Origin of the sequence: Rathayibacter sp. VKM Ac-2927, from assembly GCF_022815525.1 — a bacterium.
GTDB classification, from domain to species: Bacteria; Actinomycetota; Actinomycetes; order Actinomycetales; family Microbacteriaceae; genus Rathayibacter; species Rathayibacter festucae.
Map to the genome: position 1 here is coordinate 25,660 of NZ_JALGRT010000009.1, position 19,223 is coordinate 44,882.

Here is a 19,223-nt window from a genome sequence, read left to right on the forward strand (position 1 = left end):
GCTCTTGCCTCCTCGGACGAGCGAGAGTAACGTGCAACCATATGGTTGTAAGAATCGAGGACGAGAGCGACGTCGACCGGCTGTTCCAGGCGCTGGCCGACAGAACGCGGCGCGACATCGTCGCACGGGTGCTGGAAGCGGAGCAGTCCGTGACAGTGCTCGCGGCACGCTACGAGATGTCCTTCGCCGCGGTGCAGAAGCACGTCGCGGTGCTGGAGCGGGCGGAGCTCGTCCGCAAGCGCCGCAGCGGGAGGGAGCAGCTCGTGAGCGGAGAGGTCGCCTCGCTCAGGAGGGCGGCGCGACTGCTCGAGGCCTACGAGCTGCTCTGGCGCGATCGCGTCGACCGCATCGCCGACGTCCTCGCCGAGGACGAGGTGCGACCACCGGAGGAACGAAGGAAGGGACGTGCAGGATGACCGTCGTGGAGTCCGTCAAGGACATCGAGAACCTGACCATGACCATCACCGCCGAGTTCGAGGCGCCCGTCGAGCGGGTGTGGCGGATCTGGGTGGATCCGCGGCGGCTCGAGCGCTGGTGGGGACCGCCGACCTGGCCGGCGACCTTCGAGACGCACGAGGCGGTGGAGGGCTCGCGGAGCCGGTACTTCATGACGGGGCCGGACGGGGAGAAGGCCCGCGGCTACTGGGTGGTGACGAAGGTCGAGGAGCCGACGCGGCTCGAGTTCGACGACGGCTTCGCCGACGAGGAGGGGCACCCGGACGACTCGATGGGGGTCACCCACGCGGTGGTCACCCTCGCCGAGGTGGACGGACGCACCCGGATGACCGTCCGCTCCTCCTTCGAGACCCTCGAGCAGCTCGAGCAGATGGTGCAGATGGGCATGGAGGAGGGGATGAACCAGGCGATGGGTCAGATCGACGCGCTGCTCGCGGAGTAGGCAGGGCCGAGGGCCCGCGGCGGTGGGCGCGCCGTCCGGCGACCGGCCGTCTCAGGTCTGCGGCGCCGAGTCGGTGAGGTCGGCGGCGTACGCGGCGACCGATCGGCGATAGCGCGGCAACGTCGGGGCGAGCGCCTCGAGGGCGGTGCGCAGCGCCTCGTCGGTGCGACCGGCGCTGTGCAGAGCGAGCGCGAGGAAGACCTCGCGCGCCGCACCGATCGACGGGTGCTGCTGGGCGGAGGAGAGGAGGGCGATCGCCTCGTCGGTCCGGCCGAGGTTCCGGAGGGTCGAGGCGTACTGGATGCTCAGCCGGGCGAGCCGCTCGTCGTCGAGGCCTGCGGCGACGGCGCGCTCGTACTCCGCGGCCGCCTCCGCCTCGTGGCCTGCGCTGTCCAGGGCACCGCCGAGCTCGAAGTGCGCGACTCCGTCGCTGCCCGGGTAGCGCGCGGCGAGCACTCGCATCCGCTCGACGACACCGTCCGGATCCTCGAGGCCGTCGAGCCGGTCGACGGCGCGCTGCCAGACGAGGAGCTCGTCGTCCGCGCCGTCCTCGGACGCCGCTTCGAGCTCCTCGAACAGCGTCAGCTGCAGGCCGTCGGGGGAGCGCAGGCGGGAGTTCAGCGAGCGCCACGGCGTCTCCCGCGGGGAGGCGACGAGCGCGGCGCCCGCGGCGGCGAGGGCCGCGGTCGCGGCGGCGGCGTCGTCGACCTCGAAGGCGACGCGGAGGAGGTCGCTCGTGTCGCCGTCCGTCTCGAGGCCGTCGATCATCCGGACCTGCGCGGGGTTCGCCAGCTCGAGGGTGGCGATGCCGGCCTCGAGGATCGCGACGCGCGCGTCGCCGTCGCCCTCGAAGGCGGCGCGCTCGGTCAGACCGAGGGTGTCGCGGTAGAAGCGGAGCGCCGCGTCGAGGTCGTCCACCTGGACGACGAGGCGCAGCTGGCGGACGGCGGGGGGAGTGGAGGCGGTCATGTGCCGACGCTAGCGGGTCTCGTTACGCCGTCCTGCGGACGGCTGCTCGACCAGCAGGGGATCCCTGGCCGAGCCCCGCCGATCGGACGCCGTTCACGCCGCGTATCGGCCCGCTCATGGTGGTCGAGCGGCCCTGCAGTGGCGTATCGAGACCCGGGGCCATGCTGCGGGTCGGCGCGCACATGCTGGTCGAGTAGTCCGCAGGGCGAATCGAGACCCGGCGCCTCCAGAGGGGCGGGTCTGCAGACCACCCTTCGGAGGGCGGTGGATCTCGATACGCCCGCTCCGCGGGCTACTCGATCAGCATGGCCGAGCTCATGCGGAAGCCTCGATCAGCATGGGTCCGCTCAGGACGCGGTGTCGCCCGACGCAGTGGGGGAGTCGGGCGCGGTGAGGGTCTCGCTGCCGGTGCCCTCGACGTCGGCGGCCTTGGCGCGGCGTCCGGCCTCGATCACGGCGGTGGAGGCGGCGGCGCCGGCGACCAGGGCGAAGAGCGCCCAGCCGGCGCCCCACTTCCGCTTCCCGACGAGGCCGTCGAAGGAGAGCGCGCCGGGGCCGTCGGCCACGATCGCGGTCGCGGCGGCCGCGAGCAGGCCGTTGTACTCCCATCCCCCGCCGCTGTTCCAGAGGCCGTTCGCCCAGTGCACCTTGCGGACGGCCGTGACCATCGTCGCGATCAGCCCGGCCGCGGCGACCGGCGTCGCCAGGCCCAGGGCGAGCGCGGCGCCGCCCGCGGTCTCGGTGACGGCGGCGGCGACCGCGTTCCGGCGCGCCGGGTGCAGCTCCAGGCTCTTCATCATCTGCTCGGTGCCGTCGAGGCCCGGGCCGTCGAACGAGCCGCGGAGCTTCTGCAGTCCGTGTCCGATGAACAGACCGCCGACGGTGAGACGGAGAACGAGCGAGCCGACCTTCATGGTGACCTCCGGGAGGGGTGGGGTGGTGCGGGACGTGTAGAGCGAGCGTCGCGGCTGGACCGGGCCGGGTCAAGGGGTCGCGCCGACCGCTGGAATCGAGCAGCCACGGCCTAGGCGGTCAACCGGTTCGCCTCCTATGATCGGAGCAGATCGACTCGAAGGAGAGCACGCATGACCGGACGCCTCACTGGCAAGACCGCCCTCGTCACCGGAGCCGGCTCCGGCATCGGCCGGGCCGTCGCGGAGCGCTTCGCGCGCGAGGGCGCCCGGGTCGCCTTCACCGACCGCGACCTCGCCGCCGCGGAGGACGCAGCGGCCGCCTTCCCGGACTCCGTCGCCGTCCGGCTCGACGTCTCCGAGGAGAGCAGCGTCGAGCAGGCCTTCGCCCGCCTCGCGGCCGACGGCTTCGCGGTCGACGTGGTCGTCGCGAACGCCGGCGTGCAGCTCTTCGGCCAGGACGCGAAGATCGCCGACCTCGACCTCGACGTCTGGCGCCGCACGATCGACATCAACCTCACCGGCACCTTCCTCACCGTCAAGCACGCCGTCCGTGCACTGCGAGGCCGCGGCGGCTCGATCGTCCTCACCGGCAGCCCGACCGGGCTCAACGGCGAGGGCCAGGACTTCACCGCCTACAGCAGCTCGAAGGCCGGCATGCACGGCCTCGCCCGCACCGTCGCCGCCGCCTACGCGGGCGAGGGGATCCGCGTGAACACGGTCGTCCCCGGCTACACGGAGACCCCGCTGGTGACCGCGATCTCGGGCGACGCCGAGGCCCGCGCCGCGATCACCTCGCGCATTCCGCTCGGTCGCCCCGGCTCCGCGGCGGACGTCGAGGGCATCATGGTCTACCTCGCCAGCGACGAGTCGAGCTACGCCACCGGCGCGCTCTTCCGCGTCGACGGCGGCATGACCACCCTCTGATCGTGCCCGCGATCGAGATCCGGCCCGCCGCGCCGACGGTCCCGGCCGGGCTCCTCCAGGACGCCGAGCGCGACGAGCGGGCGGTCCGCTGCGGCCCGTGGTCGCTGCGGATCTCGGACGGCCGGCTCGACGACCTCCGGTTCGGCACGGCGCGGATCCTCCGCGGGGTCCGGTTCGTCGTCCGCGACGAGGACTGGGGGACCTTCGCGACCGTCCGCGCAGCGCTCGAACTCGAGGGCGGCACTCTCGTGGTCGAGGGCGAGAGCGCTCAGGGCGAGGCCCGCGTCACCTGGACCCTGCGCGCCGACTTCTCCGGAAACTCGCTCACGATCGCGCTCGAGGTTCGCGCGAGCACGCCCTTCCTCCGCAACCGCCTGGGGCTGATCGTGCTGCACGGCACGGAGAGCGCCGGAGCGGCCGTCGAGGCGCGGCACCCGGGCGGCACCACCGACCGCTTGGCCTTCCCCGAGCGGATCGCGCCCCATCAGCCCGCGCAGGACCTCGCCGGTCTCGCCTGGACCGCCGAGGGCGTCCCGGTCGAGCTGACCCTGGAGGGCGACGTGTTCGAGACGGAGGATCAGCGCAACTGGACCGACGCGTCGTTCAAGACGTACTCGACACCGCTGAGTCTGCCGTTCCCGGTGCCGGTCGCGGCCGGGGAGGTCGTCCGGCAGAGCCTGCGGATCGACTGCGGCGGCGCGCCGCCGACCGTCACACGGGAATCGATCGCGTCCCCCTCCGTCCTGCGGACCGGGAGCGCCGGGCACCCGCTCCCCGAGATCCGCACCTCCGCCGCGAGCGCGTCGACGGGCCTCCGGCCGGACGTGCGACCGGCGCTCGATCTGCTGGTCGAGTGCGACGTGCGCTGGGCGGGCTGGCGTCGCGCGTTGCGGCGCGCGCTCGAGGACGCCGACGGACGCCCTGTCGATCTGCGCCTCGTCGCGTCCGGGCCGGAGGACGTCCGCGCGGTCCTCGACGAGCTCGGCGACGCGCCGCTCGCCCGCCTCGGCGTCTTCGCCGCCCAGGGTCACCGCAGCACACCCGAGCTGCTCGAGGCGGCGCGACGGGCGGCGGCCGAGCGCGGCGCCGAGGTCGTCGGCGGCGTCCGCTCGCACTTCACCGAGCTCAACCGGGGCGCGGACGCCCTCGCGCACGGGGAGGCGTCGCTCGCCTTCAGCATCACCCCCTTCATGCACGACCGCTCGGGGCACCAGCTCGTCGAGTCCCTCGCCGTGCAGCGCACGGTGGTCCGCGACGCGGCGGCGATCGCGGACGGCCGTCCTCTGCACGTCGGGCCGATCACCCTCGGCGCGCGGATGAACGCCGTGTCGACCTCGGCGTTCGACCCCGGCACCGCCGACATCGACGGGTCCGGCTACGGCCCGGAGATCGTCCCGGGAGCGACCGACGAGCGCCAGCACGCGCCCGAGCTCGCGGCCTGGGTCGTCGGCAGCCTCGACGCGCTCGCGGTCCCGGGCGTCGCCTCGCTCACCTACTTCGAGCAGTGGGGACCGCGCGGCGTCGCCGCGGCGGCCGGCATCACGTCCGCCGGCGCGGTGCTGCAGTGGGCGGCGGCCCTCACCGCGTCGCCGCGTCTGGACGCTCATGCAGCGGGACTCGTCGCGCTCGGAGCTGTCGCCGCGGACGGCCGGGTGGTGTTGCTCGGCAACCCGGGCGGCACCGCGGTGACGGTCGATCCGACGGGGATCGAGCGCTGGGAGGCGGCCGGGGGAGCGGACGGCGAGTCGTTCGTGCTCGAACCGGGCGGAGCCGCGCGGGTGCTGCTGACGCCGTAGCCGCGTCCGCGGATCGACGTCCCGCGCCGCAGGAACCGCTCGACGTGGGCGTCCCGCGGCGCGTCGACCGACGTGCGACGCCAGAGCCCGCCCCGACCACACGGTGATGAGGATCCGTCGGTATCGTCGTCGGCGGCGCGCGAGCGCGGGACCCCCGCCCGCGCCGCGCGCCCCTGAACGAGAGGGACCTCCGTGAAGCATCGACGCCGCGCCCACCTGACCACTGCACGCTCCGCACTGGCACTGTCCGCTCTGGCGCTGTCCGGCGTGCTGGCGCTCTCCGGCTGCTCCGCCCCCGCCGAGGACGCGAAGACCGTCGAGCCGACCTCTCCGCTGATCGACTACCTCGGTGCGCTCTACGGCGGGTACCTCTCGCCCGAGGAGCAGGAGGAGAAGTACAGGGAGCAGGACCGCAAGCGCGAGGAGCTCGTCGCGACCTGCATGCAGGAGTCGGGCTTCGACTACACCCCGAGCGTGCAGTCGGCGTCGTTCTCGTCATCCGACGCCGACGCCTACAAGCCGGACGATCGCGAATGGGTCGCGCAGTACGGCTACGGCGTCGTCGACTCTCCCGGTCGCTACGACTCGGCCGAGCCGGAGGACGAGTACGTCGACGCCAACTCCGAGTACTACGACAGCCTCTCGGAGTCCGAGAAGGCGGCCTACTCCGAGGCGCTCCACGGCCCGGCGGAGCCGGAGGACGCCGCTGCCTCCGAGGACGGGTCGTACGAGTACGACTGGACGACGGCGGGCTGCTTCGGCGCCGCCCAGCACGAGCTCGAGGGGGAGGATCCGGCGTCGGCGGAGAAGCACAAGCCGGTGATGGACGCGCTGAACGAGTTCTACACCGATCTGCAGTCGGTCCCCGAGCTGGCGGATCTGGATGCAGCGTGGTCCTCCTGCCTGAGCGACGCGGGCTACCCCGGCTTCACCGCCCCCTACGACGCCGTGAACTCGATCAGCGACAAGTTGACGGCGGTCTACGACGCGGCCGGCGACCAGGTGGTCGAGCCCACCGACCCGAAGCTCGTCGCGATGAAGGACGAGGAGATCGAGCTCGCCCTCGCCGATCTGGACTGCCGGGAGAAGACCGACTACTCAGCGGTCCACAAGAAGGTCCAGGACGCGCTGGAGCAGCAGTTCATCGACGACCACCGCGCCGAGCTCGACGCGCTGAAGGCCGACGCCGAGCAGGGCGAGTAGATGCGCGTTCCCCGCCGCTCGGGCTCCGGCGATCCGACGCCGTCCGACTCGGAGCCGACCGGTCGGCCGACCTCCGATCCGACACCGACCGATCCGCTCGACCTCCTCGCGGTCATCGAGCCCGCCGACGGTCCCGACGGCGGGTCCGACGCTCCGCGACGTCGCAGCCGCTTCGCCGCACTCGCCGCCGTCGTCTCGCGCAACCGCGTCCTCTGGATCGTGGCCGCCGCCGCGCTGCTGAGCCTCGTCGCGGGCCTGCTCGTCGGGAGGTTCGTGGTGTCGCCCGCCGAGGCGGCCGCCAACGCGGAGCCGCCCGCCCCCGGCCTGATCACCGCGCCGGTCGACTTCGGCGAGCTGAGCAACGACGTGACCCTCCGCGGCGAGGTGCGCTACGCGGACGCCGTCGAGGTGACCATCGACACGACCGGGATCCAGGGCGCGGCGGTGGTGACCGGTCAGGTCCCGGCGGCCGGCACCGAGCTGTCGCCGCTGTCGATCGCGCTGGAGATCGCCGGCCGCCCCGTCATCGTCCTCCCCGGCGATCTGCCGGCCTACCGGACCCTGCGGTTCGGGGTGTCCGGGCCGGACGTGGTGCAGTTCAAGACGGCGCTGCGCGGCCTCGGGATCGATGCAGGCGACCCGGCCGACGACGTCTTCGACGAGACGGCCGCGAACGCGGTCACCGAGCTCTACGCGCAGGCCGGCTACGCGGCGCCCGCGACGCAGGAGGACGGCGAGGACGTCGTCCGCGCCGCCCAGGAGACGCTGCGCGCGGCCGAGCAGGGGCTCGTCGCCGCGCAGAAGGAGCTCGACGCCGCTCGGGCGGGCTCCTCGCCGGTCGAGGTGCGCGAGGCGGACAACGCGGTCGCGAGTGCGCGACGTGAGCTGGAGGCCGCCCGCGCGGCCGAGCCGCCGGACGGCCTCCGCATCGCGGACCTCGATGACGCGCTCGGCCTCGCCGAGCTCCGGCGGGCCCAGCTGGGTGCGAGCACCGACACCGGCGCCCAGCGCGGCGCCGTCGAGTCGGCGCAGTCCCAGGTGACGCAGGCGCAGGAGGATCTCACCCGGGCCCGCCAGTCCGTCCTGCCGGCGCTCCCCGCAGGCGAGGTGCTGTTCCTCACCTCGCTCCCGCGGCGGGTGGACGCCGTCACCGCCAAGCGCGGCGGCGTCCTGTCCGGGGCGGCGATGACGGTCTCCGGCGCGCAGGTCGAGCTCTCCGGCTCCGCCGCCGAGGCCGACGCGCGGCTGCTCTCGGTCGGGCAGAAGGCCTCGTTCGAGCTCCCTGACCGGTCGTCGCACGGCGCCACCGTGTCGGGTGTCGATCCCGCGAAGGACGGCAAGGGACGCTGGACGGTGACGCTCACCCCCGACCCGCTCCCGCCCGAGCAGATCGAGCAGCTGCGCGACACCAACGTCAAGGTCACGGTCGCGGTCGGAGCGACCGAGGGCGCCGTGCTCTCGGTCCCGGTCGCCGCGCTGTCCGCCGGCTCCGGCGGCGAGAGCCGGGTCGAGGTCGTCGACGGCGATCCGCGCGATCCGAGCGCCGCCACCCGGCTCGTCGTCGTGACCACCGGTCTCGCCGCGAAGGGCGCGGTCGAGGTGTCGCCGGTGGACGGGACGCTCGACGAGGGCGACCTGGTCGTGGTCGGCCGGTGACCGCTCCGCTGGTCGAGCTGCGGGACGTCACCCGCTCGTTCCCCGGCCCGCCCGAGGTGCAGGCGCTGAAAGGCGTCAGCCTCCGGATCGACGAGGGCGACTACGTCTCGATCGTCGGTCCCAGCGGCTCGGGCAAGTCGACGATGCTGAACATCCTCGGTCTGCTCGACCGGCCGAGCGTCGGCGAGTACCGGCTCGACGGCGCGCTCACCGGGGCGCTCGACGAGGACACTCGCGCGGCCGTCCGGGCGCAGCGCATCGGCTTCGTGTTCCAGTCCTTCCACCTGCTGCCGCGGCGCACGGTGCTCGAGAACGTGATGCTGCCGATGCTCTACAGCGGGACACCGCGGGCCGACCGCGAGGCGCGCGCCCGCGACGCCCTGCTCCGGGTCGGCCTCGGGCACCGGCTCGGCTTCCTGCCGACCACGCTCTCGGGAGGCGAGCGCCAGCGCGTCGCCGTGGCGCGCGCCGTGGTCGCCCGCCCGAGCCTCCTCCTCGCCGATGAGCCCACCGGCAATCTGGACGGCTCGACGACGGCGGACGTCATGCGGCTCTTCGAGGAGCTGACGGACACCGGACTCACCCTGGTCGTCATCACCCACGACCTCGCCGTCGCCCGGCGGGCGCGCCGGTGCCTCCGCATCGCCGACGGACGGATGCAGGAGGTGACCGCATGAGCCCGGCACTCGCGGCGCTGCGCCGGCGGCTCGGGCGCCGGCGACCGCGCTCGGCCGCCGCGTCCCCGCTGCTGCGGCCCGTCCGCCGAGCGGACCGCTTCACCGCCGCCGACCTGCTCGCCGAGGCCACCTCCGACATCGGCACGCGGCCGGCCCGGCTGGTGATGACCCTGCTCGGCACGGTGCTCGGCATCGGCGCCCTCGTCGCCACGATCGGCTTCGCGCAGACGACCGCCGATCAGCTCGCCCGCCGGTTCGACGCGTTCGCCGCCACCCAGGTCGTCGTGCAGCCGGCCGAGGCGAAGGACTCCACCGGGGACAGCGTCGCCACCGGGCGCCTGCCCTGGGACGCCGTCGACCGGGTGCTCCGGCTCGCCGGCGTCGAGCAGGCGGCCCTCGTCGGCGAGGTGTCCCTCCGCGAGGGCGCGACCGTCACCGCCGTCCCCGTCAACGACCCCTCGGCGCCCGCCGCCGCCCCGCCGCGGGTGTTCGCGGCCTCCGCCGATCTCCTCGGCACCCTCGAGGGCGAGGTGACCGCCGGGCGGATGTTCGACTCCGGGCACGACACGCGCGCCGACCGCGTCGTCGTCCTCGGCAGCCGCGCGGCGGAGCGGCTCGGTGTCGAGCGTGTCGACTCCCGGCCGTCGATCCTGATCGACGGGGTCGCCTACTCGGTCCTCGGGATCTTCGCCGACGTCCAGGCCCGCGCCGAGCTGCTCGACGCGGTCGTCCTCTCCACCGGCACCGCGCGGGCCGACTTCGCGCTCGCGACTCCGGGAGACCTCCAGGCGCGCATCGACATCGGCGCCGGCCCGCAGGTCGCGGCGCAGGCACCCCTGACCCTCGCCCCGGACGCACCCGACTCCGTCTCCGTCTCGGCGCCCGGCGGTCCGTCCGAGCTGGCCGGCGACGTCCGCGCCGACGTCGACCTCGTGTTCCTGATCCTCTCGGTGGTGGTGCTGCTCGCGGGCGGCGTCGGCATCGCCAACGTCACCACGCTGTCGGTGATGGAGCGCGTCGGCGAGATCGGCCTGCGCCGTGCCCTCGGCGCCACACGACGCAGGATCGCGCAGCAGTTCGTCGTCGAGTCGGCCGTGATCGGCCTCCTCGGCGGTCTGCTCGGTGCGGCGACCGGCGTCCTCGCGGTGCTCGCGGTCTCGCTCGCGCAGCAGTGGACCCCGGTGCTCGACCCCGGGGTGGCGTTCGGCGGCGCGCTCCTCGGCGCGCTGATCGGACTGCTCGCGGGCAGCGTGCCGGCGCGGCGCGCCTCCCGCGTCGAGCCGATCGCGGCCCTCCGCGGGACGTGAGCGCCGCCGCCGGCGCCCGGGTCGCGACCGGGGCGCCGGCCCCGATCCGCTGCCCGGCTGATGCCGGAAGCGGCCCGACGCTCAGGCGTCGAGCGTCCAGCCCGGGCGCACCCAGTGGCAGGTGTAGCCGCCGGGGTGCTTCCGGAGGTAGTCCTGGTGCTCCTCCTCCGCGTCCCAGAACTCGCCGGCCGGCTGGACCTCGGTGACGACCGGGCCCGGCCAGCGGCCGGAGGCGTCGATCTCGGCGATCGTCTCGCGGGCGACGCGCTCCTGCTCGGGCGAGAGGGCGACGATCACGGAGCGGTAGCCCGTGCCGATGTCGTTGCCCTGCCGGTTCCGGGTGGTCGGATCATGCGCCTGGAAGAAGAACTCGAGCAGGTCGCGGTAGGAGGTCTGCTCGGGGTCGAACTCGATCTCCACCGCCTCGGCGTGGTCGCCGTGGTGGCGGTAGGTCGCGTTCGGGGTGGTCCCGCCGGAGTAGCCGGCGCGGGTCTCGAAGACGCCCGGCAGGTCCCGGATCAGCTCCTGCAGGCCCCAGAAGCAGCCGCCGGCGAGGATCGCGCGCTCCTCGGCCATCAGACGGCGACCGTCTCGGACAGCGGCGAGTGACCGCCGGAGCGGGTGGCCGGCGCGGAGGGCAGGCGGGTGGACCGGGCGCGGGCGCCGGTGTCGTTCGGGGGGATGAGCATGGGTTCTCCTTGTCCTCGTCCATTCCACCACCTGGGCGCGGTCCTCGGGGGACCGGCGCAGGACCTAGCCGAGCAGCGTGTAGGTGGAGGCGTCCAGGTACACGGTGCCGTCGGTGCAGACCTCGATCGCGGCGGGCGCGCGGACGGCGGCATCGGCCGCGTCGATCACCTCGGCCACCAGGAACGTCGACGTCGCGGTCGGGCAGCCGAAGGCGCCGGGGGAGTGCCAGGCGACGCGGACATCGGCCTGCGCCGCCGGAGCGAGGGCGAGCAGGCCGTCCGGGTTCGGGCCGTCGGCGGAGGCGACCGCGCCGAGGCGGCTGCCGTCGGCCCCGGCGGCGTAGACCCCGGGGATGCCGGCGAGCGTGCAGGTCCGGTCGGTCGTGTTCGTGAAGATCAGGTCGAAGGCGCTGCTGCCCGCGCCGGACGCGTCGGGGTCGGCGCGGTACTCGAGCGAGAGGTCGCTCCCGACGCAGCGGACGGTCGAGGGCTCGGGCGCAGGCTCGGGAGCCGGTGCCGGCGGCTGCGACGAGGTCGGCAGCGGGGCGGGAGTCTCGGATGCCGCCGTCGGCGCGGCGGTCGGCTCCGCGGTCGGGACGATCGAGGCGGGTGCCGACGCCGTCGCCGTGGGCGAGGCGGTGGGCGTCGCCGTGGCCGTCGCGCTCGGCCGCGGCAGCGGCGAGGTGGAGGAGGCGATGTCGGCGCGCCCCGCGCAGCCGGTGACGAGGAGGCCGACCGCGGCGAGGGTCAGGGCCGCCGCGGCACCGCGGCGCAGGAGGTCGCTCATGGGCCGAGTCTGCCACCGCGGGGCGCGATCAGCAGCCCCGGACTCAGGGCCCCGGACCGACGGCCCTCGATCAGCTCCCGGTGTCCGCCAGGCGCCGGGACGCGGTGCTCATGTGCGCCTCCATCGCCCGCGCGGCGGCGGACGGGTCGCGCGCCTCGATCGCCTCGAGCACGGCGCGGTGCTCGGTGAAGGCGTCGAGGGCCTGCTCGGGGCTGCTGAGCGCGCGCTCGACCCAGAGTCGCAGCAGCGACCGGATGGTCTGCAGCAGATCGCGCAGCACCACGTTCTCGGCGCTGACCGCGATCTGCAGGTGGAAGCGCACGTCGGCCTCGACGAACGCCGCGATGTCGTCGAGATGCGACTCCATCGCCGCCAGGTGCGCGCGCAGGCGCTCGAGTCCCTCGTCGTCGATGCGGAGCGCCGCCAGCATCGCGGCCTGCACCTCCAGGGTGCCGCGCACCTCGATCAGCTCGGCCGTGCGCCCCGCGGAGAGCATCAGGCCCCAGCTCAGCGTGGTCGGCAGGAGCTCGGAGGTGCTGTCGCGCAGGTAGGTGCCGGAGCCGGGCCGCACCGTGACGATGCCGAGGATCTCCAGCGCCGCGAGGGCCTCCCGCACCGCCGAACGGCCGACGCCGAGGCTCTCGGCGAGCTGGCGCTCCGGAGGGAGGCGGGAGCCGGGCACGAGATCGCCGCGGGTGAGCAGCGAGGTGAGCTGCTTGGCCACCTCGGCGACGGCGGTGCCGCGGGGGAGGACCTGCAGCTCCAGGCGCACGAGGGACGGGTCGTCTTCGGGGTACGCCGGCATGCTCCGACCGTAGCAACCGCGCCGACACCCCACCCGCAGCGACGCGACCGCAGAACCGGTTGACAACCGGCGCCCCGGCACGGCATCCTCTAATTGGTCAACCGGTCAGCCAATTCCCCCGAAGGCGGCCCGAGTCCACCCCGCACCATCCAACACAGTCGTTGACACGGATCAGGAGATCGACGTGGACCTTCCCTCCCGCACAGGCGGAACCGCGACGGCGGACGCCGCCGTCGAGAAGAGCGCCATCAGGAAGGTGTCGATCCGGCTCGTGCCGTTCGTCGCCCTGATGTTCTTCATCAACTACCTCGACCGCACGGCCATCGGCTTCGCCGCGCCGAACGGCATGGAGGCCGACCTCGCCCTCTCGGCGGCCCAGTTCGGCTTCGCCTCGGGCGTCTTCTTCATCGGCTACATCCTGCTGGAGGTGCCGAGCAACCTCGCGCTGCACCGCTTCGGCGCCCGCCGCTGGCTCGCCCGCATCATGGTCAGCTGGGGCATCGTCGCGCTGCTCTTCACCTGGGTGCAGAACTTCGAGCAGCTCGTCGCCCTGCGCTTCCTGCTCGGTGTCGCCGAGGCGGGCTTCTTCCCAGGCGCGATCCTCTTCCTCAGCCTCTGGGTGCCGGCCAAGCACCGCTCGAAGATCCTCGCGCTCTTCTACCTGGCGCAGCCGCTCACGACGGTCGTCGGCGCCCCGCTCGCCGGCCTGCTGATCGAGCAGGACGGCATCCTCGGCCTCGAGGGCTGGCGCTTCATGTTCCTCGGCGTCTCGCTGCCGGCGATCGTCATCGGCGTCATCGCCTGGTTCTACCTCAAGGACAAGCCCTCCGACGCGAAGTGGCTGACCCGCGAGGAGCAGGTCTGGCTCACCACCGCGCTGAAGCGCGAGGAGGACGTGAAGACCAAGGGCGTCACCACCCACCCCAAGATGTCGTCCGCTTTCAAGAGCGGCCGCGTCTGGATGCTGAGCTTCGTCTACTTCGGCTTCATCTACGGCCTCTACGCCCTCGCCTTCTTCCTGCCCACGATCATCGAGGGCTTCCAGGAGCAGTACGGCACCACCTTCGGCATCTTCGAGAAGGGCCTGATCACCGCGATCCCCTACGTGCCCGCGGCCATCGCCCTCTACCTCTGGTCGCGCGACGCCACCCGCCGCGGCGTCCGCACCTGGCACATCGTGATCCCCGCGATCGCCGGTGGCCTGTCCATCCCGCTCGCGCTCTTCGCCGGCTCCCCGGCGGCCACGATCGCCGTGATCACCGTCACCGCGATGGCGATCTTCTCGGCGCTGCCCAACTTCTGGACCTTCCCGACCCGGTTCCTCACCGGCGCGGCGGCCGCGGCGGGCATCGCGCTGATCAACACCGTCGGAAACCTGGCCGGCTTCTCGGCCCCGTACATCACGGGCGCCCTGAAGGACGCGACCGGCGGCTACGAGGTCCCGATGTTCATCGTCGGCTTCTTCCTGCTGCTCTCGGCCGTGCTGATGTCCCTGCTGGCGCGCCGCTACAAGGACGCACCGCTCGACGCCCCCAGCGTCGACGTGATCGCGCACTGATCACCCGCACGACCCGCTGACCGCCCGTCGCCCGACGCCCCTCCTCGAACAGGACTCCTGATGACCCGGCTCTACAACGATCCGTCCGACTTCGCCGACGAGATGATCGACGGCTTCGTCGCCGCGAACCGCCGCTTCGTGCGGCGGGTGCAGGGCGGCGTGGTGCGCTCGACCGTGAGCGCGCCCGGCTCGGTCGCCCTCGTGGTGGGCGGCGGCTCCGGTCACTACCCGGCGTTCGGCGGACTCGTCGGGCAGGGTCTCGCGCACGGCGCGGCGATGGGCAATCTCTTCGCCTCGCCGTCCGCGCAGCAGGTGCACTCGGTCGCTGCGGCGGCCGAGCACGGCGGCGGCGTGCTGCTGAGCTACGGCAACTACGCGGGCGACGTGCTGAACTTCGACGCGGCCGAGCGGCGCCTGCGCGACGAGGGGATCGACGTCCGCACCGTGACGGTGACGGACGACGTCTCGAGCGCGAGCGTCGCCGAGAAGCACAAGCGCCGCGGGATCGCCGGCGACCTGACGGTCTTCAAGGTCGCGGGCGCCGCCGCGGAGGAGGGCGCGTCGCTGGACGAGGTCGAGCGCATCGCCCGCCTCGCCAACGAGCGCACCCGCTCCTTCGGCGTGGCCTTCTCCGGCTGCTCGCTGCCCGGGGCGTCCGAGCCGCTGTTCACCGTTCCGGAGGGGCGGATGGCGGTCGGCATGGGCATCCACGGCGAGCCCGGCATCCGCGAGGACGACGTGCCGACGGCCGACGGTCTCGCCGAGCTGCTGGTCTCGTCCCTGCTCGCCGAGCTGCCCGACGGCGTCGACGCGGCCGAGGGCTCGCGCCTCGTCGTCGTGCTGAACGGGCTCGGCTCGGTGAAGTACGAGGAGCTGTTCGTCGTCTACGCCGGCGTCGAGCGACGCCTGCGCGAGCGCGGCCTCGAGGTGCTCGAGCCCGAGGTCGGCGAGCTCGTCACCAGCTTCGACATGGCCGGCGTCTCGCTCACCTTCTTCTGGGTGGACGACGAGCTGGAGCGGCTGTGGGCCGCGCCGGCCGAGGCGCCTGCGTATCGCAAGGGCTCGGTCCGCCCCGCCGAGCAGGCCGCGGTGACCGAGCAGGAGACGGCCGCGGTCGTCATCGGCGACGCGAGCGACGATTCCCGCGACGCCGCCCGCACCGTGCTCGCCGCCCTCGAGGCGACGCAGTCCACGATCGACGAGAACGCCGAGGAGCTCGGCCGGATCGACGCGGTCGCCGGCGACGGCGACCACGGCATCGGCTTGCAGCGCGGCGTGCACGCGGCGGTCGCCGCCGCCCGGGCCGCGCTCGAGGCCGGCGCCGGGGCGGGGACCGTGCTCGCCCACGCCGGCGACGCGTGGTCCGACCGGGCCGGCGGCACCTCCGGAGCGCTCTGGGGCGCCGCGCTCGCCGCGGTCGGCTCGGCGCTCGGCGACACCGCCGCGCCCACGGCCGCCGCGGTGGTCGAGGGCGTCGACGGCGCGCGCGCCGCGATCCTCCGCTTCGGCGCGACGCCGGGGGACAAGACGATGGTCGACTCCCTCGTGCCCTTCGCCGACGTCCTCGGTGAGGCCGTCGCCGCGGGGGAAGAGCTGCCCGCGGCGTGGACCCGGGCCGCCGAGGCCTGCGCCGCCGCCGCCGCCGCGACCGCGCAGCTGCTGCCGAGGATGGGTCGCGCCCGGCCGCACGCCGAGAAGAGCCTCGGCACCCCCGACGCGGGCGCGCACTCGCTCGGGCTGATCGTCACCGCGATCGGCGCGGTGCTGCGCTCGGGTGCCGACGCCGCCGCCCCCGGCTCTGTCGGCAGCGGCGCGTAGCGTCGACCCCGTCCCCGAATCCGCTTCCAGCAAGGAGAGAACACCCATGAGCGCACCCTTCCGCCTCGTCGTCGGCTCCGACGACGCCGGTCTCGACTACAAGGAGATCGTCAAGGCCGACCTGGAGAAGGACTCCCGCGTCGTGTCCGTCGTCGACGTCGGTGTCGACGCGTCGTCGCACACGCCCTACCCGAGCGTCGCCATCGCCGCCGCCGAGATGGTCGCCCGCGGCGAGGCCGACCGCGCCATCCTGATCTGCGGCACCGGGCTCGGCGTCGCGATCGCCGCCAACAAGGTGGCCGGCATCCGCGCCGTCACCGCGCACGACTCGTTCTCGGTCGAGCGCTCGATCCTCTCCAACGACGCGCAGGTGCTCTGCATGGGCCAGCGCGTCGTCGGCATCGAGCTGGCCCGCCGCCTCGCGAAGGAGTGGCTCGGCTACGAGTTCGACACGTCCTCCGCCTCCGCGGAGAAGGTGCGCGTGATCGAGGCGTACGAGGCCGGCAACCCGGTCGCCGACGACGCCGCCACGGTCGGCTCGTGCTGAGCCGCGCCGCCGGGGACGCCCCGGCGTTCACCGTCGGCGTGAGCCTCAAGATGTACTTCGGCCACGCGCGGACGCTCGAGTGGATGCGGCGCATCGCCGAGATCGCGCGGACGCACGAGGCGACCGCCTCCGGAGCCGTCGAGCTGTTCGTGGTGCCGACCTTCCCCGCGCTGGTGCCGGTCGGCGCCCTCGCGGCGGAGGCCGGCGTCGCGCTCGGCGCCCAGGACCTGTTCTGGGAGGACGCCGGCGCGTTCACCGGCGAGGTCAGCGGTGCGGAGCTGCGCGAGATCGGCTGCCGGCTGGTCGAGATCGGCCACGCCGAGCGGCGCGCGCTCTTCGGCGACGACGACGAGCGCGTCCGTGCGAAGGTCGCGGCGGCGTTCCGCAACGATCTCGTCCCGCTGCTCTGCGTCGGCGAGACCGAGCGCGGCTCCGTCGAGGACGCGGTCGAGCTCGTGCTCGCGCAGATCGGCTCCGCCCTCGCGGACGCGGACGAGGCCGGCGCCGTCGGTCCGATCCTCGCCGCCTACGAGCCCGTCTGGGCGATCGGCGCACCCGAGCCCGCCGAGCCGGCCTTCATCGCCGGCGTCGTCACCGCGCTCGAGGCGGCCCTCGCGGAGCTGCCCGGCCGCGCCGGCAGCCGCGTCATCTACGGCGGCAGCGCCGGACCGGGCCTGCTGACCGCGCTCGAGGGCCGCGTGCCCGGGCTGTTCCTCGGCCGCTTCGCGCACGACCCGGAGGCGGTCGGCGCGATCCTCGACGAGGCGCTCGTCCTCGCGCGCGCAGACTCTGAGGCCCGCTCGTGAGCCGCCTCGGCCTCAGCAGCTACGCCTTCTTCTGGCGCTCCTCCGACCGCGTCCCCGAGCCGCTCGGCGTCGAGGACATGGTCCGCGAGACCGCCGCGCTCGGCGTCGACCTGCTGCAGCTCTGCGACGTGCCGTCGCTCGAGGCGTACTCGGACGAGCAGCTCGCGTCGCTGCGCGCGGTCGCGGACGCCGAGGGGGTCGCGCTCGAGCTCGGCACCCGCGGCACCGATCCCGCGCACCTGCGCCGCTGGCTCCACCTGGCCCGCGCGCTCGACGTCGTGCTGCTGCGCAGCATGTGGACGGCGGGGGAGGACCGGCCGGACCGCGCCGAGACGCTGCGGCGCCTGCGCGAGATCGCGCCCGAGCTGGAGGAGGCCGGCGTCACGCTGGCCCTGGAGACGTACGAGCAGGTGAGCACCGCCGACCTCGTCGACGTGATCGCGACGCTCGATCACCCGCGGATCCGGATCTGCCTCGACCCGGCGAACACCGTCGCGAACCTCGAGCTGCCGGAGGACGTCACCGCCCGCTGCGCTCCGTACGTCGCGAACTGGCACGTGAAGGACTTCGACTTCAGCCGCAACCCCGGCTGGGTCGGCTTCGTCTACACCGGCACGGCGCTCGGCGACGGCCGCCTCGACTACGACGGCATGCTCGCGCTGCTCCGGCCGGCCGAGCGCGGCATCACCCAGATCATCGAGTTCTGGCTCCCCTGGCAGGACACCGTCCCCGCCGCGGAGCAGGCGCTCGTCACCACCCGGCTCGAAGCCGAGTGGACCCGCACCACCCTCGACCAGCTCAGGAGAAGGAACTCATGACCGACACCACCGCCACCACCGCCCCGGGCACCGCCGCCTCCGCCCTCACCGTCGCCGTCATCGGCGCCGGCGGCAAGATGGGCATGCGGGTCTCGAACAACCTGCAGAAGTCCGAGTACAACGCCCTCTACAGCGAGGCCTCGCCCGCCGGTCAGGAGCGCACCCGCGAGGCCGGCCGCGAGATCACCGCGACCCCGGACGCCGTGAAGGACGCCGACGTCGTCATCCTCGCCGTCCCCGACGTCGTGCTCGGCGCGGTCTCGGAGGACGTGATCCCGCAGATGAAGAGCGGCGCGATCATCCTCACCCTCGACCCGGCCGCCGCGTACGCGGGGCTGCTCGCCAAGCGCGAGGACATCCACTACGCCGTGGCGCACCCGTGCCACCCGTCGGTGTTCCTCGAGCGCACCACTCCGGAGGAGTGGGCCGACACGTTCGGCGGCATCGCCGCGCCCCAGGAGGTCGTCGCGGCGCTCGAGGACGCGGACGACGACGTGCGGGCCATCGCGGAGAAGGTCATCTCGACCATCTACGCGCCCGTCATCGCCGTGCACTGGGTGACCGTCAAGCAGCTCGCCGTGCTCGAGCCGACCCTGGTCGAGACGATCGCCTGCATGGTCGGCGAGTTCCTCAAGGAGGCGCTGGACGAGACCGTCAACGGCGTCGGCGTTCCCTACGAGGCGGCCCGCGCGATGCTCTACGGCCACACCTGGATCGCGCTGACCAATGGCCTGCGCGGCTCGAACCCGTTCTCCGAGGCGTGCCACATCGCCATGGGCTACGGCCGCGAGGCGCTCATCAAGGACGACTGGAAGAAGATCTTCGACGACTCGGAGCTCGACTCCGTCATCGCCAAGATGCTGAAGATCGACGCCGTCAAGCGCTGACCGGCGGACGGGGGCACTGCATGGTGATCGAGTAGCCCTCGCAGAGGGCGCATCGAGATCCGCCGTCGTCCGGTGGGCGGGTCTCGATACGCCGCTGCGCGGCTACTCGACCAGCAGAAAAGAGGAGCGCGTCTGCGACGCGTGCAATCTCATGGTGATCGAGC

General features: G+C 73.6%; 19 protein-coding genes. 14 read left to right on the top strand and 5 right to left on the bottom strand.

The window, feature by feature from the left end; all coding sequences use genetic code 11:
- Window positions 1–41: 41 nt before the first annotated feature.
- Window positions 42–416 (top strand): helix-turn-helix domain-containing protein, encoded by a 375-nt coding sequence (locus tag MT353_RS20510; protein WP_123446055.1) that lies wholly within the window; start codon window positions 42–44, stop codon window positions 414–416.
- A complete protein-coding gene (locus tag MT353_RS20515) occupies window positions 413–898 on the top strand; it encodes an SRPBCC domain-containing protein (RefSeq protein ID WP_243599827.1) in 486 nt (161 codons plus the stop codon). The genes MT353_RS20510 and MT353_RS20515 overlap by 4 nt, the downstream gene beginning before the upstream one ends.
- A gap of 51 nt (window positions 899–949) precedes the next feature.
- Here MT353_RS20515 and MT353_RS20520 read toward each other — a convergent pair whose 3' ends face one another.
- Both MT353_RS20520 and MT353_RS20525 read right to left on the bottom strand, forming a co-directional pair.
- Window positions 950–1,867, bottom strand: coding sequence for a tetratricopeptide repeat protein (locus tag MT353_RS20520; RefSeq protein WP_243625779.1), 918 nt, complete (start codon window positions 1,865–1,867; stop codon window positions 950–952).
- 347 nt (window positions 1,868–2,214) lie between these two features.
- Entirely contained in the window at window positions 2,215–2,781 is a 567-nt protein-coding gene (locus tag MT353_RS20525) for a DoxX family protein (protein ID WP_243599829.1), read from the bottom strand.
- Window positions 2,782–2,952: 171 nt separating this feature from the next.
- Here MT353_RS20525 and MT353_RS20530 point away from each other — a divergent pair, with 171 nt between their 5' ends.
- From MT353_RS20530 to MT353_RS20555, 6 genes are all read left to right on the top strand, one after another.
- Entirely contained in the window at window positions 2,953–3,705 is a 753-nt protein-coding gene (locus tag MT353_RS20530; protein WP_243599830.1) for an SDR family NAD(P)-dependent oxidoreductase, read from the top strand.
- A 2-nt stretch (window positions 3,706–3,707) separates the two neighbouring features.
- Window positions 3,708–5,501 (top strand): hypothetical protein, encoded by a 1,794-nt coding sequence (locus tag MT353_RS20535; protein WP_243625780.1) that lies wholly within the window; start codon window positions 3,708–3,710, stop codon window positions 5,499–5,501.
- Between the two features lie 192 nt (window positions 5,502–5,693).
- On the top strand, window positions 5,694–6,704 hold the full coding sequence (locus MT353_RS20540) for a hypothetical protein (RefSeq protein WP_243625781.1): 1,011 nt from the start codon (window positions 5,694–5,696) through the stop codon (window positions 6,702–6,704).
- Complete coding sequence (locus MT353_RS20545) at window positions 6,705–8,360, top strand: hypothetical protein (protein ID WP_243625782.1); 1,656 nt, start codon at window positions 6,705–6,707, stop codon at window positions 8,358–8,360. It begins immediately after the preceding gene.
- Window positions 8,357–9,037 carry an ABC transporter ATP-binding protein gene (locus MT353_RS20550; protein WP_123732934.1) on the top strand — a complete coding sequence of 227 codons (681 nt, stop codon included), beginning with the start codon at window positions 8,357–8,359 and terminating at the stop codon, window positions 9,035–9,037. The genes MT353_RS20545 and MT353_RS20550 overlap by 4 nt, the downstream gene beginning before the upstream one ends.
- The gene (locus MT353_RS20555) at window positions 9,034–10,344 is read left to right on the top strand and encodes an ABC transporter permease (RefSeq protein ID WP_243625783.1); all 1,311 of its coding nucleotides are present in this window, start codon (window positions 9,034–9,036) and stop codon (window positions 10,342–10,344) included. Before MT353_RS20550 ends, MT353_RS20555 begins: the two co-directional genes overlap by 4 nt.
- A gap of 81 nt (window positions 10,345–10,425) precedes the next feature.
- Here MT353_RS20555 and msrA read toward each other — a convergent pair whose 3' ends face one another.
- The 3 genes from msrA to MT353_RS20570 form a co-directional block, all read right to left on the bottom strand.
- On the bottom strand, window positions 10,426–10,920 hold the full coding sequence (msrA, locus tag MT353_RS20560) for a peptide-methionine (S)-S-oxide reductase MsrA (RefSeq protein WP_123446063.1): 495 nt from the start codon (window positions 10,918–10,920) through the stop codon (window positions 10,426–10,428).
- Between the two features lie 177 nt (window positions 10,921–11,097).
- Window positions 11,098–11,820, bottom strand: a complete 723-nt coding sequence (locus tag MT353_RS20565) for a DUF4232 domain-containing protein (protein ID WP_243625784.1) — start codon at window positions 11,818–11,820, stop codon at window positions 11,098–11,100.
- Window positions 11,821–11,890: 70 nt separating this feature from the next.
- Complete coding sequence (locus MT353_RS20570) at window positions 11,891–12,625, bottom strand: FadR/GntR family transcriptional regulator (RefSeq protein ID WP_123735949.1); 735 nt, start codon at window positions 12,623–12,625, stop codon at window positions 11,891–11,893.
- A 289-nt stretch (window positions 12,626–12,914) separates the two neighbouring features.
- On the opposite strand from MT353_RS20570, the gene MT353_RS20575 reads away from it, so the two are divergent.
- Genes MT353_RS20575 through MT353_RS20600 form a run of 6 tightly spaced genes read left to right on the top strand, consistent with a single transcriptional unit; the run spans window position 12,915 to window position 19,059 of the window.
- Window positions 12,915–14,183, top strand: a complete 1,269-nt coding sequence (locus MT353_RS20575; RefSeq protein WP_243625858.1) for an MFS transporter — start codon at window positions 12,915–12,917, stop codon at window positions 14,181–14,183.
- A 60-nt stretch (window positions 14,184–14,243) separates the two neighbouring features.
- Complete coding sequence (locus tag MT353_RS20580; protein WP_243625785.1) at window positions 14,244–16,001, top strand: dihydroxyacetone kinase family protein; 1,758 nt, start codon at window positions 14,244–14,246, stop codon at window positions 15,999–16,001.
- A gap of 46 nt (window positions 16,002–16,047) precedes the next feature.
- The gene (locus MT353_RS20585) at window positions 16,048–16,548 is read left to right on the top strand and encodes a ribose-5-phosphate isomerase (RefSeq protein WP_243625786.1); all 501 of its coding nucleotides are present in this window, start codon (window positions 16,048–16,050) and stop codon (window positions 16,546–16,548) included.
- Window positions 16,542–17,354 carry a triose-phosphate isomerase family protein gene (locus MT353_RS20590; RefSeq protein ID WP_243625787.1) on the top strand — a complete coding sequence of 271 codons (813 nt, stop codon included), beginning with the start codon at window positions 16,542–16,544 and terminating at the stop codon, window positions 17,352–17,354. Before MT353_RS20585 ends, MT353_RS20590 begins: the two co-directional genes overlap by 7 nt.
- A complete protein-coding gene (locus tag MT353_RS20595) occupies window positions 17,351–18,172 on the top strand; it encodes a sugar phosphate isomerase/epimerase (RefSeq protein WP_243625788.1) in 822 nt (273 codons plus the stop codon). The genes MT353_RS20590 and MT353_RS20595 overlap by 4 nt, the downstream gene beginning before the upstream one ends.
- A complete protein-coding gene (locus tag MT353_RS20600) occupies window positions 18,169–19,059 on the top strand; it encodes a phosphogluconate dehydrogenase C-terminal domain-containing protein (protein ID WP_123732941.1) in 891 nt (296 codons plus the stop codon). Before MT353_RS20595 ends, MT353_RS20600 begins: the two co-directional genes overlap by 4 nt.
- Window positions 19,060–19,223: the final 164 nt, after the last annotated feature.